The organism is Blastococcus saxobsidens, assembly GCF_010682065.1.
Taxonomy (GTDB): domain Bacteria; phylum Actinomycetota; class Actinomycetes; order Mycobacteriales; family Geodermatophilaceae; genus Blastococcus; species Blastococcus saxobsidens_B.
This window is the reverse complement of sequence record NZ_JAAGWG010000007.1, coordinates 144,565-159,745: the sequence shown is the minus strand read 5'-3', so window position 1 is coordinate 159,745 and position 15,181 is coordinate 144,565. Positions and strand designations below refer to the sequence as shown.

Genomic DNA, 15,181 nt, shown 5'->3' with positions numbered 1-15,181 from the left:
GTCGTCAGCGCACAGATGTACGAGCGCGCCCGAAGGCTCGCCGATTCCCATGCTAGCGCGGGCACCGGTTAGCCTCTCCGCGCCGCGCTCCCCGGTGTTCCGTCGATCACTCCTCGGGGGCACGCGGCACCGCCGTCGCCGAGCCCCAGGAGATGCCGTGCCCCCGGTCGAGAACACGGCGGTCGCCGACCTGCTGGGGGCGCTCGCGTACGCCGAGCTCACCGCCTTCGACCGGCTGGCCGAGGACGCCCGGATGGCGCCGACGCTCACCGGCCGGGCCGCACTGGCCCGCATGGCGGCCGCCGAGATCGCCCACCACGTGCGGCTGACCGCCCGGCTCACCGAGCTGGGCGTCGACCCGGCCGCCGCGATGGCGCCGTTCGTCTCCGCGCTGGACACCTTCCACGAGAGCACCCGGCCGAGCACCTGGCTCGAGGGGCTGGTGAAGGCCTACGTCGGGGACGGGCTGGCCACCGACTTCTACCGGGAGATCGCCGGGTTCCTGCCCGAGCCCGATCGCGGCCTGGTGCTGGACGTGCTGGCCGACACCGGCTATGCCGACTTCGCCGTGCGCGAGGTGCGCGCCGCGATCGCCGCGGACCGCAAGGTGGCCGGCCGGCTGGCGCTGTGGGGCCGACGGCTGGTGGGCGAGGCCATGACCCGTTCCCAGGCGGTCATCGCCGAGCACGACGGCCTGGCCGAGCTGATCATCTCCGGGACCGGTGACATGTCGGGGATCGGCCGGCTGATCGAACGGATCACCAGCTCGCACACCGATCGGATGAAGGCGCTGGGGCTCAACCCCTGAAAAAGGACCCCGGTGCTCCCCACGCCTCGCAAGCTCAGCGCGGGCCCCTGCACCGGGGCCTTCTCCACTACGTCGGTGGTGCGGTGTCAGTTACCGGTGCCGGCACCGGCGATGAAGCCCACGCGGCGCTGGTCGGCCTGCGCGATCTCCACGTAGGCGATCCGGTCGATCGGGACGAGGACCCGACGGCCCCGCTCGTCGACCAGGGTGAGCAGGCCGTCCTTGGTCGAGCCCGACATGGCCTTGGCCACCTCGGCCGCGATCTCGTCAGGGGACTTGGGGCTGTCGATGACCAGCTCCTTGGGCGAGTGCTGGACGCCGATCTTGACTTCCACGTAGGCGATGCCTCCTCGGTTCGCGCGACTGCTGCCCACGCTAGTCCAGCCTTCGGGGCGGGGACCGGTCGAGCGGGTGCGCCGTCAGCGAACGCGGCTCAGGAGGACGGCTGGTCGCCGTCGACCCGCGGGAAGCCGGAGATGCCGCGCCAGGCCAGGGCCGACATGAGCGACACCGCTTCGTCGCGGGAGACCGTGCCCTTGCGCGGCAGCCACCAGCGGGCGCTGCTCTCGGCCAGCCCGGCCAGGCCCGAGGCCAGCAGCAGGGCGCGCTCGGGGTCGGCACCGGTGTCCGCGGCGATGATCCCGGCGATCGCCTCCACCGACACGCGGGTGCCCCGGTCGACGATGGCGCGGACGTCGGCGTCGTTGCGCAGGTCGGACTCGAAGACCAGCCGGAACGCCTCGCCGTCGGCGTCGATGAAGTCGAAGTAGGCCCCGACGGCGGCGTCGACGCGCGCGCGGTTGTCGGCCGTACCGCCCATGGCCCGGCCGACCCGGTCGGCGAGCTCGGAGACGTGCTCCTCGAGCAGGGCGAGGTAGAGCTCCCGCTTGCCCGGGAAGTGCTGGTAGAGGACCGGCTTGCTGACCCCGGCGCGGTCGGCGATGTCGTCCATCGCGGCGGCGTGGAAGCCCTGGGCGACGAAGACGTCCTGCGCTGCCCGGAGCAGCTGCAGCCGTCGGGCCCCCCGGGGCAGGCGAGAGGTGCGCCGGCTCGCGGCGGCGGGGCGTGTGGGCTGCATGGCAGGGGGATGTTACCGAGGGGTTCCGCCGGCGCACGGGCTGCGCCGCGCAGCGCTACCGTCGCGGGTGATGTCCGACGCCCGTCTCTCCACCGCAGCACTGCCCCCGCTGGACGGGGTGCTGCCCCCGTGGCCGGAACGGGAGCTGCCGGTGCGCGGCGGCTCGGTCGTCGTCCGGGTCACGCCCTGGACCGGCCCGGTGGACGGCGGGGACGGGCCGGACGCCGCTCGCGAGCGCGCCGTCTACGTGCACGGGCTGGGCGGCGCCTCGACCAACTGGACCGATCTGGCCGCGCTGCTCGCCGTCCGCCTCGAGGGGTGGGCGGTGGACCTGCCCGGCTTCGGCCGCTCGACGCCCCCGCCGCGGAGCCGGTACTCGGTGCGCGGGCACGTGCGCACGGTGATCGACGTCCTGGAGCACGTGTCCTCCCTTCCCGGTGCGGCCGCCGGCCGGCCGGTGCACCTGGTGGGCAACTCGCTGGGCGGGCTGGTCAGCCTGCTCGTCGCCGCCCGGCGGCCGGACCTGGTGGCGACGTTGTCGCTGGTGTCGCCGGCGATGCCGGTCTACCGGGTCCCGCCCGCCTTCAGCCGGGCGCTGCTGCTGCTCCTGCTGCCGGGCGTGCCGACGCTCGCGGAGCGCCGGCTGGCCGGTGTGCGCCCCGAGGACAACGTCCGCGCCATGGTGCAGATGTGCTTCGGCGACCCGTCGAACGTGCCGCGCGCGCGGATCGAGCAGGCCGCGCAGGAGATGCGGGAACGCGCCGAGCAGCCGTGGGCGGACCGGGCACTGGCCCGGAGCATGCGCGGCCTCATCACGTCCTACCTGCGCGTCGGGCGCGCCAACGCCTGGCGGGCGGCGCGCAGCCTGCGGATGCCCACCCTGGTCCTGTGGGGCAGCCGCGATCGGCTCGTGGACCCCGCCCTCGCGCCGCGCGTGGCCGCCGCCGTCCCGGACGCCCGGCTCCTCGTGCTCCAGGGCGTCGGCCACGTGGCGATGCTGGAGGCCGCCGAGCCGACCGCCCGCGCGGTGCTCGGGCTGGTCGAGGACCGACCCGCCGCGACGAGCGCGCCGGATGCGCCGACTGTGGCCGACGCACGACAGAGCGTGAGACGCTGAGGTCCTCAGCGCGGCGAGGGATCGAGGGCAGGGAGTTCGGCCGGTGGGAGGACGTCTGACCGACGGCCGTCCTTCGGGGCGCCCGGGTCCGCTCGCTGCCGACCCGGAGCCCCGGGTGCGGCCCCGAGGCCGGCCCCCCGAGCGGAAGCGCAGCCGGTTCCGGCGGTTCGTCCGGCGGTACGGCTGGCGGGCCTACGCCATCCCGATCCTGACCGTCGCCACCGTGGCGGTCCTGGTCGACCTGGCCCTCCACCGGCCCGAGGCGGGGTCGGCATCGACCGACGCGGCGGCGATCACGGCGGCCACGACGGCTCCTGCGACGGCCCCGGCGACGACGTCCGCGGCCGCCACCCCGACCGCGCCCGCGGAGGGCGACGCCGGCCCCACCGAGCCCGTCTCCCCGGCCGTCGCCACCGACTACGTCGAGACGGGCGCCGGCACGCTGTCGATCGTCGACGGCACCTCGGAGGTCTACGGCACCGGACCGACGAAGCGGTTCGTCGTCGAGGTCGAGGACGGGATCGGCGTCGACGGGGCGGCGTTCGCCGAGGCCGTCACCCAGACCCTGGCCGACCCCCGCTCGTGGGGCAACGGCGGACGGATGTCCTTCCAGCGGGTCGGTGCCGCCGAGGCGGGCGCCCAGCAGTACGACTTCCGTGTGAGCCTGGTCAGCCCCGGCAGCATGGAGACCTACTGCCCGGGTGTGGGCACCGGTGGCTACACCTCCTGCCGGTACGGGGAGCGCGCGGTGATCAACCTCGCCCGGTGGGCCACCGCGGTCCCGCACTACGAGGGCGATCTCGCCACCTACCGGCCCTACGTCATCAACCACGAGGTGGGGCACGCCCTGGGCAACGGGCACAAGCCCTGCCCGGGATCGGGACAGCTGGCGCCGGTCATGCAGCAGCAGACGCTCCGGCTGGACGGCTGCGTGAAGAACGCCTGGCCCTTCCCGTGACGGTCCCGGCCGGCGGTGCTGTCGACCGGCCTCGGCGCGGTCCGCCGGGCCCGCGGCGAACGCGGGCCGACGATCAGCCGTCGGCGGGCAGGTCCACGACGACTACGGCGTAGTTGTCCGGGGCGCCGGCGGCCTCGATCGCGTCCTGGACCGCCGCCACGACCGGGTCGGGATCGGATTCGTCGAGGAGGAGCCGGGCGAGCTCGTCCTCGGGCAGCACCGCGTGCACCCCGTCGGTGGTGAGCACGAACCGGTCACCGGGGCGGACGGCGTGCAGTGACAGGTCCGGCGCCGTCGTCCGGCCCGCGACCAGGGCACGGTTGAGGTCGGCACGGCGCGCGTCGGCGCGGGCCTCGTCCTCGGTCAGCCGTCCCTCCTCGACCGGGAGCCGCGCGACGACGGACGCCGCCTCGAGGACGGCACCGTCGAGGAGCCGCACGGGGTCGACCGTCCCGGACGCGGTGTCCAGGCCCGCCAACGCGTCGAGTGCCAGCCGCGCCGTCCCCGCGTCGTTGCCGAAGCCGTCGGCCACGGTGTGCAGGTGCCGTCCGGTCAGGACGGCGTCCAGCTGGCGTTCCCGGCTGCCCGTGCCGGCCCGGGCGGCGGCCACTGGGCGGAAGGTCTGCTCGATCGTCATGTCGTGCCTCTCGCTCCGCAGGTCCGTGACGAGGGCCCCGACCACCTGGCGCCGCGACGCCGTGTCGGCCTCGACCTGCCGCCACCACGACAGCAGCTCGGCGGCACGCGCACCGGCCGGTAGGCCGGCGAGGAAACGGATGCGGTCCAGCGGCATGCCCACGAGACGGAGCCGGGCGACCAGCCTGGCCCGGTCGAGCTGGTCGTCGCGGTAGTAGCGGTAGCCGCTGCGGGCGTCCACCTCCGCCGGCCGGAGCAGCCCGGTCTCGTCGCACAGACGGAGCGCCTCGGCGGTCAGGCCGGCTGCGCGGGCGAACTGCCCGATGGGCATCCGGTCCACGCCTGCCTCCCTCGTCCCGGCGCGCGGTGCGCCGGTGGTCGAAGCGTGGGCCTTCCCGTCGGGGCAAGGTCGAGAGCGGATCGGCGGACCGGTCAGCGGCGGGATTACCCGCGCCTGTCACGCTGTTCTCCACTCGAACGCCGGCCTCCGGGCCGCTGTCCGCGACGTGAAGGAGCAAGCGTGTCCCTGCCCCCGCTGGTGGAGCCGGCCGCCGACCTGTCGATCGACGAGGTCCGCCGGTACAGCCGCCACCTGATCATCCCCGACGTCGGCATGGACGGGCAGAAGCGCCTGAAGAACGCCAAGGTGCTCGCCGTCGGTGCCGGTGGCCTCGGGTCGCCCGTGCTGATGTACCTGGCCGCGGCCGGTGTCGGCACCCTCGGCATCGTCGAGTTCGACACCGTCGACGAGTCCAACCTGCAGCGCCAGATCATCCACGGGCAGTCCGACGTCGGCCGGTCCAAGGCCGAGAGCGCGCGCGACTCCATCAAGGAGATCAACCCGCTCATCGACGTCCGGCTGCACGAGACGCGGCTGGACAGCGAGAACGTGCTGGACATCTTCGGCGAGTACGACCTCATCGTCGACGGCACCGACAACTTCGCCACGCGCTACCTCGTCAACGACGCGTGCGTGCTGCTGGACAAGCCCTACGTCTGGGGCTCGATCTACCGCTTCGACGGTCAGGTCTCGGTCTTCTGGAACGAGCACGGGCCGAACTACCGCGACCTCTACCCGGTCCCGCCGCCGCCCGGCATGGTGCCCAGCTGCGCCGAGGGTGGCGTGCTCGGTGTCCTGTGCGCCACGGTGGGCGCGATCCAGGCCACCGAGGCGGTCAAGCTGATCACCGGCATCGGCGAGACGCTGCTCGGCCGGCTGATGGTCTACGACGCCCTCGAGATGACGTTCCGCGAGATCAAGGTGCGCAAGGACCCCGAGGGTGAGCCGATCACCGGCCTCATCGACTACGAGGCGTTCTGCGGCGTCGTGTCCGAGGAGGCCCAGGAGGCCGCCGCCGGCTCGACGATCACCGTCGACGAGCTCAAGGACATGATGGACGCGGGCAAGGACTTCGAGCTGATCGACGTCCGCGAGCCCAACGAGTACGAGATCGTCTCGATCCCGGGCGCGAAGCTGATCCCCAAGGACGAGATCCTCTCCGGTCGGGCGCTGGCGCAGCTGCCGCAGGACAAGCCGATCGTCCTGCACTGCAAGACCGGCGTCCGCTCCGCCGAGGCGCTGGCCGCGGTGAAGAACGCCGGCTTCAAGGACGCCGTGCACGTCCAGGGCGGCGTGACCGCGTGGGCCACGCGCATCGACAAGGCACTGCCGACCTACTAAGAGGACCCCCTCGCCCCCCGACCCTCGCTCCGCTCGGGCCGGGACCCTGCGAGGGGGCCGTTCCAGCACCTCACCGGGGCCCGGTCCGCTTCTCTGATCGAGAGGCGGGCCGGGCCCTCGGCATGTTCACTTCTCCCATGTCCGACTTCTCGCCCGTCGAGCTCCTGGAGCTCTTCCAGCGTGCCCAGAACCAGTTCACCGACCGGGTCGACGCGGTCGAGCCGGACCGCTGGGAGGACCAGGCGCTGCCCGGCTGGACGGTCTCCGACCTCGTCGCGCACCTGGTCAGCGAGCAGCTGTGGGTGCCCCCGCTGATGGCCGGTGAGCCGTACGCCGAGGGGCGGTTCCCCGACGACACCAGCGATCTGCTGGGCAACGACCCGCTGCTGGGCTGGGAGTCGGCCGCGGACGGCGCGCTGTCGGCCTTCGCCGAGGACGAGGGCCTGATCCGCACCGTGCACCTTTCCCGGGGGCCGACGCCCAGCTCCGAGTACATCTTCGAGATGACGACGGACCTGACCGTGCACGCGTGGGACCTCGCCCACGCCACCGGTGGGGACACCGAGCTGGACGGCGAACTGGTGACGGCGGCGCTCGTCTACGCCGAGCGGCTTCCGGAGGACGGCATCCCCGGCGTCTTCGACCGGCCGCTGGACGTCTCCGCGGCCGCCGACCCGCAGACCCGGCTGCTCGCCCGGTTCGGCCGCAAGGCGGTCTGAGACCCCGCCGTGTCCGGGGCGTCGTCCCCGGAACGGACGTCCCGTGCCCGGACGGCCGCCCGAGGGGCGACGCTTGCCATGATCAGCGGGTGGCCGACCCTCCTTCCGCGGGCCACCCCGCGCTCGACGTGGACGAGGCGGTGTTCGACGCCGTCGAGGAGATCCCGCCGGGCCGGGTGAGCACCTACGGGGCCATCGGCCGGCTGGTCGGCGTCGGCCCGCGGCGGGTGGCGCGGGCGCTGTCGCAGGGCGGGGGAGCGGTGCCCTGGTACCGGGTGGTGCGCGCCGACGGCTCGATGGCCGAGCCGGTGCGCGTGCGGCAGATGGAGCTGCTCGCGGCCGAGGGCGTGCCCGTGCGCAACGGCAAGGTCGTCCTCGCGGCGGTCGGCTGGCCCGGCTGAGCGCGGTGGGCCGTCGTCCCCTGGGATGACCGATCCGACCAGCGAGATCATCCGCGAGGGCGATGCCCGGGGAGAGGGCGGCACGGTGGAGTGGGGGTGAGCCTGGCCCCGAACGAGGAGCACCCCCGTGGCACCTGCCCCGCCGTCCGTCCAACCCGCCCCGCCGTCGTTCCGTCCCGGCGCCTCCCGGGGCCGCCGCCTGCGGCGTCGTGCCGTCCGGGCCGCGGCCGGGCTGCTCCTGCTCCTGCTGGTCGCCGTCGCGGCGACGTGGAGCAGCACACCGGGCGTGGCCGACGCCGACGAGCGGGTGGCCGAGCGGTTGGCCGGCCTCGGCGGTGAGCCGTTGGCCGGCGACGTGCCGCCGCGCATCCGCGCCGCGCTGCTGGCCACCGAGGACAGCCACTTCGGCTCGCACCCGGGCATCGACTGGCGGGGCGTCCTGCGCGCACCGCTCGGGCTGGTCACCGGGACCGACCAGGGCGGCTCCACCATCCACCAGCAGCTGGCACGGGTCGTCTACGAGGACGGCGCCACCGATGTGCCGGCCAAGGTCCGGGCGGTGGCCCTGGCGGTGAAGCTGCACGCCACCTGGAGCGACGAGGAGATCCTGCGGATGTACCTCGACGCCGTGTACTTCGGGCACGGGTTCCACGGGGTGCGCACCGCCGCCCAGGGCTACTTCGGGCTCGAGCCGGACGAGCTGGACTGGGCGCAGGCCACGATGCTCGTCGGGCTGGTGCAGGCGCCGAGCGCCTACGACCCGTTCGAGCACCCCGATCGTGCCGCCGCGCGGCAGGGGCACGTGCTCGACCGGCTGGTGGCCGTGGGGGCCCTCGACCGGGCGGAGGCGGACGCCGTCGCGGAGCAGCCGTGGGGGCTCGGCGGCGGATGACTCCAGTTCCGCCGCCGACCTGCCGACTCAGGAGTCATGAACACGATGGCATGCCGGGCGGTCGCCCAGGCCGGGCTGGTCGCCGGAACCGCATCCCTGGACGAGGAGCGGGCCTTTCCGCTCCTCCTGGTCGCGGGCTGGCTCACCACCGCGGCCGATCTGATGCTGGAGCAGGCGCTGCTGGACTCGCTGGCCTGACCCTCTCGTCGCGCCCGTCACGTCGGGCGCAGGAACGTCGTATCCCCGTGCTTCCATCGAGGAGTGGCACAGCGCGGGGGTGAGGCAGGTCCGGTCTACCGGCTCCTGCCCGGAGAGCCACCGCGCACCACCGCGCCGGTGCTCGACCCGACGCAGCAGGCCGTCGTCGACCACCCGGGCGGGCCGCTGCTCGTGCTGGCCGGCCCCGGCACGGGGAAGACGACGACGATCGTCGAGGCCGTTGCCGGCCGCATCGACGCCGGGATCGACCCGGAGCAGATGCTCGTCCTGACGTTCAGCCGCAAGGCTGCCGCGGAGCTGCGCACCCGGATCACCTCGCGCGTCGCCCGCACCATCCGCGAGCCGCTGGCCCGCACCTTCCATTCCTACGCCTACGGCGTCCTCCGTCGTGCCGCCGTGCTCCGCGGGGACCCGCCGCCGCGGCTGCTCACCTCCGCCGAGCAGGACGCCGTCGTGGCCGAGCTCCTCCGTGGTGACGCCGAGGGCCTGGGCACGGTCCGCTGGCCCGACGACCTCGCGCCGGCGCTGGCCACCGAGGGCTTCCGGGCGGAGCTGCGCGAGCTGCTGCTCCGGGCCACCGAGCGCGGGGTGGACTCGGCGCGGCTGGCCGCCTGGGGGCGGGAGACCGGAAACGAGCACTGGGTGCACGCCGCGGCCTTCCAGCAGCAGTACGAGAACGTCAGCGACTTCTGGGTCGCGTCCCGCGGCGACGCCTCCGGCTACGACCCCGCGGAGCTGGTCCGCCAGGCCATCCTCGAGCTGAGCGAGGACCCGGAGCTGCTGCGCCAGGAGCAGGAGCGCGCCCGCTGGCTGTTCGTCGACGAGTACCAGGACACCGATCCCGCGCAGGTCGAACTGCTGGAGCTGCTCGCCGGCGGCGGGGCCAACCTGGTCGCCGTCGGCGACCCGGACCAGTCGATCTACGCCTTCCGTGGCGCCGAGCCCCGCGGCATCGTCGAGTTCCCCGACCGCTTCCGGCACACCGACGGCCGCCCGGCCGCCCGGCTGTCGCTCGGGGTCTGCCGCCGGTCCGGCGAGGAGCTGCTGCGGGTCAGCCGACAGGTGGCCGAGGGGTTGCCCGGGCCGTGGGAGCACCGCCGCCTGGTCGCCGGGGAGGGCACCCCGCCGGGCGAGGCGCAGGTGCACGTCTTCGGCTCCACCGCGGTCGAGGCCGCCTACGTCGCCGACGTGCTCCGGCGGGCGCACCTGCTCGACGGCGTCCCGTGGTCGGAGATGGCCGTCGTCGTGCGCACCGCCACGGTGCTCGGGCCCTTCCGGCGGGCGCTCGCCTCGGCCGGGGTGCCGGTCACCGTCTCCACCGACGACCTCCCGCTCGCGGCCCAGCCCGCGGTGGCCCCACTCCTGCACACGCTGACGGCGCTGCTGCCCGGCCCGGACGGCGAGCCGGTGGGCCTCGACGAGCCGGCGGCCGAGGCGCTGCTCGCCTCTCCGCTGGGCGGCGCCACCGTGCTCGACCTGCGCCGCCTGCGTCGCGCGGTCCGCATCGCGCTGGCCCAGCAGGGCATCGACGCTGCCGAGCGGGGCGCCCCGCTGGCGATGGCGCTGGCCGACGAGGCGCTGCTGGAGGCGCTGCCCGAGCACATCGCCCGCCCGGCGGCACGGGTGGCGGCGGTCATGGACGCCGGACGGCTCGCGCTGGCCCAGGACGGCACCGCCGAGGACGTGCTGTGGGCGATGTGGCAGCGCAGCGGGCTGGCGCCGCGGTGGGCGCGGGCCAGTGCCGCCGGCGGTCCCTCGGGGGCGGTGGCCGACCGCGACCTCGACGCCGTCGTCGCGCTCTTCGACGCCGCCGCCGGCTTCGTCGACCGGCTGCCCTCGGCCGACGTCCGGGCATTCGTCGCGCACCTGTCGGCGCAGGAGCTGCCCGGGGACACGGGGGCCGCCCGCGCGGTCGCCGGTGAGACGGTGCGGCTGCTCACCGCGCACGCCGCCAAGGGGCTGGAGTGGGAGCTGGTCTGCGTCTCCGGAGTGCAGGAGGGCGTCTGGCCCGACCTCCGGGAACGGGCGTCCCTGCTGGGCGCGGAGATCCTGGTGGAGAAGGCCGCCGGGATCGACGGCGCCCGCACCGACCGCCGGACCCTCGCGCTCGCCGAGGAACGCCGGCTCTTCTACGTCGCCTGCACCCGGGCGCGGCGCCGGCTGCTGGTCACCGCCGTCGAGGGTGCGCTGGACGGCGCCGACGCCGGGGCGACCGCCTCCCGTTTCCTCGACCTGGTCGAGCCGCCCCCGGCCGACGGCCGCCCGCTCACCGAGCTGCCGCGGGCCCTGACGCTGTCCGCTCTCGTCGCCGAGCTGCGGCGGGCGCTCACCGATCCGCAGACCCCGGCGCCCAGGCGCTCGGCGGCGGCCTCGGTGCTGCGCCGGCTGGCCGACGACGGGGTGCCCGGCGCCGCCCCGGCCCGCTGGTGGGGTCTGGCGCCGCTGTCCGACGACGCCCCGCTGGTGCCGGAGGAGGAGCCGGTGCGGGTGCGGCCGTCGGCGATCGAGACCTTCCAGAAGTGCCCCCTGCGCTGGGTGCTCGGCGCGGTCGGCGCGGAGGCCTCCCCGGACGCGACCCGCACCGTCGGCACGGCGGTGCACGCCATCGCCCAGCAGGTCGCCGAGGGGCTGCCGGCTCCCGACGCGCGCGCCGTGCTGGACGCCGAGCTCGACCAGCTCGACCTCGGGCCGGGATGGGCCGACCAGCGCCAGCGCGTCCAGGCCCAGGACATGCTCGACCGCTTCCTGCGCTGGCACGCCGCCAACGGCCGCGAGCTCATCGGGGCCGAAGGGAAGGTGGACGTCGTCGTCGGCCGGGCGCGCATCAGCGGGCAGGTCGACCGGCTGGAGCGCGACACCGAGGGCCGCCTGGTCGTCGTCGACCTCAAGACCGGCAAGACCGCGGTCAGGAACACCGAGGAGCACGGCCAGCTCGCCGCCTACCAGGTGGCCATCGCCGCCGGCGGGTTCGCCGAGCACGGCACCGTGCCCGGTGGCGCCGCGCTGCTGCAGGTCGGCACCGGGGCCAAGGCCAAGGAGCAGCACCAGGAGCCGCTGCCCGCCGACGTGCCGCTGGACCAGACCTGGGCCGGGCAGCTCGTGGCGGAGGTGGGCGAGGGGATGGGCGGCGGCACCTTCGAGGTCCGCACCGGCACCCACTGCTCCCGGTGCCCGGCCCGGCGCAGCTGCCCGTTGCAGGAGCGCGGCCGGCAGGTGACCGGATGAGCCGCGGGCACGACGACGCTCAGCTTTCCTTCGACGACCTGTTCTTCGGTACCCCGGCCGAGGAGCCGGCCCCGCGCCGCCTGCTGACCCCGGCGGAGGTCGCCGCGCGCTGCGGGCTCGGCTACGCGCCGTCGCCCGAGCAGGCCGGCGTGGTCTCCGCGCCGGCCGACCGGCCGCTGGTCGTCGTCGCCGGGGCCGGGTCGGGCAAGACCGAGACGATGGCCGCCCGGGTGTCCTACCTGGTGGCCAACCGGATCGTCGAGCCCGAGGCGATCCTCGGTCTGACCTTCACCCGCAAGGCCGCCAGCGAGCTCAACGAGCGGGTCCGGCTGCGGCTCGGTGCGCTCGCCCGCCACCCCGACACCGAGGCCGACCTCAAGGAGCGGCTGGGGATCGCCCAGCCCACGGTGTCGACCTACCACGGCTACGCGGCCGCGCTGGTGGCCGAGCACGGGCTCCGGATCGGCGTGGAGCCCGGCGCCGGAGTGCTCGGCCCCGCGATGTGCTGGGGCCAGGCCACCACGGCGGTCGCGGCGTGGACCGGCGACATGTCCGACGTGCCGCTCTCCCTGCTCACCACCGTCGAGGACGTGCTGGCGCTGGCCGCCGAGATGGGTGAGCACGACGTCACGCCCGCCGCGCTGCGCACCTGGACGGCACGGCTGGAGTCGCAGATCGCCGGCTACCCCGACGCCCCGAAGAAGAGGGGGCCCTACGCCGCGGTCACCGAGATGCTCGCCCGGCAGCGCGCCCGGGTGGCGCTGCTGCCGCTGGTCGAGGCCTTCGAGGCGCGCAAGCGGGCGATGGGCTCCATCGACTATGCCGACCAGGTGTCCTACGCCGCGCGGATCGCCGTCGCGTCGGCGGAGGTCGGCCGCCGCGAGCGGGCCCGGTGGAAGGTCGTGCTGCTCGACGAGTACCAGGACACCAGCGTCGGGCAGCTGCGGATGCTCGAGGCGCTGTTCGGCGGCGACAGCGGCCACCCGGTGCTCGCCGTCGGCGACCCCCGCCAGTCGATCTACGGCTGGCGCGGCGCCTCGGCCGGCACCATCGAGCGGTTCGCCCGCACCTTCCCCGGCGGGCCCGGCCGGCGGGCGGAGCGGCTGACGCTGGCCACCAGCTGGCGCAACGACGAGGCGGTGCTCGCCGTCGCCAACGCCGTCTCCGGGATGCTGCCGGAGCCGGCCTCCCCGTTGCCCGACCTGGCGCCGGCACCCACGGCGGGCCGGGGTGCGGTGACCGTCGGGCTGTACGAGACCGTCGCCGACGAGACCGCCGCGCTGGCCGACCGGCTGGCGCGCGCGTGGTACTCGGGCGTGGAAGCGGCCCCTCCGGAGTGGGCCCCGGAGGGGTCCGCGCAGGGACGACGCAGCGGCTCACCCGAGCAGGGGGACGGCACCTGGTCGCGGGGTCGTCCGGAGGGCGACGAGGTGCACCGCCCGCCGTCGATGGCGGTGCTGGTCCGCACCCGCAAGCAGTTGCCCGGCATCGCCGCGGCGCTGCGCGAGCGGGGCCTGCCCGTCGAAGTGGTCGGCCTCGGCGGGCTGCTCGAGGTGCCCGAGGTCTCCGACGTCGTCGCCACCCTGACGGTGCTGGTGGACCCGACGGCCGGCGACGCCATGGGCCGGCTGCTCACCGGGGCCCGCTGGCGGATCGGCCCGCGTGACCTCGCCGCACTCGAGGCCCGCGCGCGGGCGCTGGTGCACTCCCGCCGCCCACCTCGGCCCGCCGACGGCGACGAGGCCGCCGCCGGCACGCCCGAGCCGCCGCAGGAACGCGGCAGCATCGTGGAGGCGATCGACGACCTGGGTGACCCCGGGCAGTACTCGCCCACGGGCTACCGGCGGCTGCGCCGGCTGGGGGGCGAGCTGGCCCACCTGCGCGGCCGGATCGGCGAGTCGCTGCCGGACCTGGTCAACGAGGTGGCCCGGACGCTGGGCCTGGAGACCGAGCTGGCCAGCGCCCCCGGCGTGAGCCCGGCCGGCGCGCGGGCGCACCTGGATGCCCTGCACGGGGTCGCCGCGGAGTTCACCCAGCTGGCCGAGCTGCCCTCCCTCCCGGCGTTCCTGGGCTACCTGCGGGACGCGGAGGAACGCGAGCGCGGTCTGGAGCCGGGGGAGGTGGCGGTCAACCCGGAGGCGGTCCAGCTGCTCACCGGGCACTCGGCCAAGGGCCTGGAGTGGGACGTCGTCGCCGTGCCGGGCATGACCGTCGACCAGTTCCCCGCACGGTCCAACGCCAGCGACTCCTGGATCAAGGACCCGGGCGCCGTCCCGGCCGAGCTGCGGCTCACCGACCGCGGGGAGCTGCCCCGCCTGAAGCTCCCCGTCCCCGGCTCCGGCGACCAGGCCGTGGTCCGGGACGCGCTGGAGGAGTACGTCCAGGACTGGAAGGACTTCGGCCGCGACGAGGAGATCCGGCTCGGGTACGTCGCGGTCACCCGCGCCAAGCGGCTGCTGCTGTGCTCGGGCAGCTGGTGGCGCGACGGGATCAAGCCGTGCGGGCCCTCGTCCCTGCTGCACACCGCCAAGGAGGCGTGCGAGGCCGGCGCCGGCACGGTCGTGCAGTGGACGCCGGCGCCCGAGGACGGCGCGACCAACCCGGCGCTGGAGGAGTGGCCGGTCGGGCAGTGGCCGGCCGATCCGCTCTCGGAGCCGCGCCGTCGCGCGCTGACCGCCGCCGCGCAGCTGGTCGAGGGCGCCGCGCCGCACCCGCTGGACCCCGACCTCACGCTCGGTGAGCCCGACGAGCTCGTCGCCTCCTGGGTGCGGGACGCCGACCTGCTGCTCCGCGAACGCGCCGTCGCCGCCAGCCCGACGGTCGAGGTCCCGCTGCCCTCCCACCTCTCGGTGTCGGCGCTGGTCACGTTGCGCCGCGACCCCGGCGAGCTGGCCCGCCGGCTGCGCCGCCCGATGCCCGCCGCGCCCGCGCCGCAGGCCCGCCGGGGCACGGCCTTCCACGCCTGGCTGGAGGAGCGCTTCGGCGCCGCCCGGCTGGTCGACCTCGACGAGCTGCCCGGCTCCGGCGACGAGCTGGCCGCCCCCGACGACGCGCTCGCCGAGCTGCGGGAGGCGTTCCTCGCCAGCGAGTGGGCCGACCGCCAGCCCGTCGAGGTCGAGGTGCCGTTCGAGACCCCGCTCGGTCCGCTGACCCTGCGCGGGCGGATCGACGCGGTCTTCCAGCGGGAGGACGGCGGCTACGAGGTCATCGACTGGAAGACCGGCCCGCCGCCATCGGGCGCTGAGCTGGCCGCGGTCGCGGTGCAGCTGGCCGCCTACCGGCTGGGCTGGTCGCGGCTCACCGGTGTGCCGGTGGAGCAGGTCAGCGCGGGTTTCCACCACGTCGCCGCCAAGGAGACGATCCGCCCCGTCGACCTGCTCGACGAGGCCGGTCTGCAGGCACTGATCAGCGGGCCCGAGGAGTAGCTGCCGGACGGCGGGTCGACTC

The 15,181-nt window shown here is 75.3% G+C and carries 13 protein-coding genes; 10 read left to right on the top strand and 3 right to left on the bottom strand.

Features of this window, described 5'->3' with window-relative positions:
• The first annotated feature begins 157 nt into the window (after window positions 1-157).
• On the top strand, window positions 158-808 hold the full coding sequence (locus GCU60_RS06100; protein WP_163203226.1) for a ferritin-like fold-containing protein: 651 nt from the start codon (window positions 158-160) through the stop codon (window positions 806-808).
• A gap of 86 nt (window positions 809-894) precedes the next feature.
• On the opposite strand, the gene GCU60_RS06095 is transcribed toward GCU60_RS06100, so the two are convergent.
• Both GCU60_RS06095 and GCU60_RS06090 read right to left on the bottom strand, forming a co-directional pair.
• Window positions 895-1,143 (bottom strand): DUF3107 family protein, encoded by a 249-nt coding sequence (locus GCU60_RS06095; RefSeq protein ID WP_163203224.1) that lies wholly within the window; start codon window positions 1,141-1,143, stop codon window positions 895-897.
• A 98-nt stretch (window positions 1,144-1,241) separates the two neighbouring features.
• Window positions 1,242-1,886, bottom strand: coding sequence for a TetR/AcrR family transcriptional regulator (locus GCU60_RS06090; protein ID WP_163203222.1), 645 nt, complete (start codon window positions 1,884-1,886; stop codon window positions 1,242-1,244).
• Between the two features lie 70 nt (window positions 1,887-1,956).
• Here GCU60_RS06090 and GCU60_RS06085 point away from each other — a divergent pair, with 70 nt between their 5' ends.
• Window positions 1,957-3,003 carry an alpha/beta fold hydrolase gene (locus tag GCU60_RS06085; protein WP_163203220.1) on the top strand — a complete coding sequence of 349 codons (1,047 nt, stop codon included), beginning with the start codon at window positions 1,957-1,959 and terminating at the stop codon, window positions 3,001-3,003.
• Window positions 3,004-3,118: 115 nt separating this feature from the next.
• Window positions 3,119-3,961: a DUF3152 domain-containing protein gene (locus GCU60_RS21510; RefSeq protein WP_163203218.1), complete on the top strand. Its 843-nt coding sequence runs from the start codon at window positions 3,119-3,121 to the stop codon at window positions 3,959-3,961.
• 73 nt (window positions 3,962-4,034) lie between these two features.
• Here GCU60_RS21510 and GCU60_RS06075 read toward each other — a convergent pair whose 3' ends face one another.
• Entirely contained in the window at window positions 4,035-4,928 is an 894-nt protein-coding gene (locus GCU60_RS06075; RefSeq protein ID WP_239520531.1) for a MerR family transcriptional regulator, read from the bottom strand.
• A gap of 189 nt (window positions 4,929-5,117) precedes the next feature.
• Between GCU60_RS06075 and moeZ the strand changes: the two genes are divergently transcribed.
• The 7 genes from moeZ (at window position 5,118) to GCU60_RS06045 (ending at window position 15,159) form a co-directional block, all read left to right on the top strand.
• The gene (gene moeZ, locus GCU60_RS06070) at window positions 5,118-6,278 is read left to right on the top strand and encodes an adenylyltransferase/sulfurtransferase MoeZ (RefSeq protein WP_163203214.1); all 1,161 of its coding nucleotides are present in this window, start codon (window positions 5,118-5,120) and stop codon (window positions 6,276-6,278) included.
• Window positions 6,279-6,415: 137 nt separating this feature from the next.
• Window positions 6,416-6,997: a TIGR03086 family metal-binding protein gene (locus GCU60_RS06065; RefSeq protein WP_163203212.1), complete on the top strand. Its 582-nt coding sequence runs from the start codon at window positions 6,416-6,418 to the stop codon at window positions 6,995-6,997.
• Between the two features lie 89 nt (window positions 6,998-7,086).
• The gene (locus tag GCU60_RS06060; protein WP_163203211.1) at window positions 7,087-7,398 is read left to right on the top strand and encodes an MGMT family protein; all 312 of its coding nucleotides are present in this window, start codon (window positions 7,087-7,089) and stop codon (window positions 7,396-7,398) included.
• 127 nt (window positions 7,399-7,525) lie between these two features.
• Window positions 7,526-8,290, top strand: a complete 765-nt coding sequence (locus tag GCU60_RS06055; protein ID WP_163203209.1) for a transglycosylase domain-containing protein — start codon at window positions 7,526-7,528, stop codon at window positions 8,288-8,290.
• 36 nt (window positions 8,291-8,326) lie between these two features.
• A complete protein-coding gene (locus tag GCU60_RS19810; protein ID WP_166486591.1) occupies window positions 8,327-8,488 on the top strand; it encodes a hypothetical protein in 162 nt (53 codons plus the stop codon).
• 63 nt (window positions 8,489-8,551) lie between these two features.
• Window positions 8,552-11,734 (top strand): ATP-dependent helicase, encoded by a 3,183-nt coding sequence (locus tag GCU60_RS06050; protein WP_345770426.1) that lies wholly within the window; start codon window positions 8,552-8,554, stop codon window positions 11,732-11,734.
• The gene (locus tag GCU60_RS06045) at window positions 11,731-15,159 is read left to right on the top strand and encodes an ATP-dependent helicase (RefSeq protein ID WP_163203207.1); all 3,429 of its coding nucleotides are present in this window, start codon (window positions 11,731-11,733) and stop codon (window positions 15,157-15,159) included. The genes GCU60_RS06050 and GCU60_RS06045 overlap by 4 nt, the downstream gene beginning before the upstream one ends.
• Window positions 15,160-15,181 lie beyond the last annotated feature (22 nt).

Bases quoted from the DNA above. Each gene is read 5' to 3' on its own strand.
- GCU60_RS06075 (WP_239520531.1), bottom strand. From the start codon at position 4,928: ATGCCCATCGGGCAGTTCGCCCGCGCAGCCGGCCTGACCGCCGAGGCG.
- GCU60_RS06090 (WP_163203222.1), bottom strand. From the start codon at position 1,886: ATGCAGCCCACACGCCCCGCCGCCGCGAGCCGGCGCACCTCTCGCCTG.
- GCU60_RS06065 (WP_163203212.1), top strand. From the start codon at position 6,416: ATGTCCGACTTCTCGCCCGTCGAGCTCCTGGAGCTCTTCCAGCGTGCC.
- GCU60_RS19810 (WP_166486591.1), top strand. From the start codon at position 8,327: ATGAACACGATGGCATGCCGGGCGGTCGCCCAGGCCGGGCTGGTCGCC.
- GCU60_RS06045 (WP_163203207.1), top strand. From the start codon at position 11,731: ATGAGCCGCGGGCACGACGACGCTCAGCTTTCCTTCGACGACCTGTTC.
- GCU60_RS06085 (WP_163203220.1), top strand. From the start codon at position 1,957: ATGTCCGACGCCCGTCTCTCCACCGCAGCACTGCCCCCGCTGGACGGG.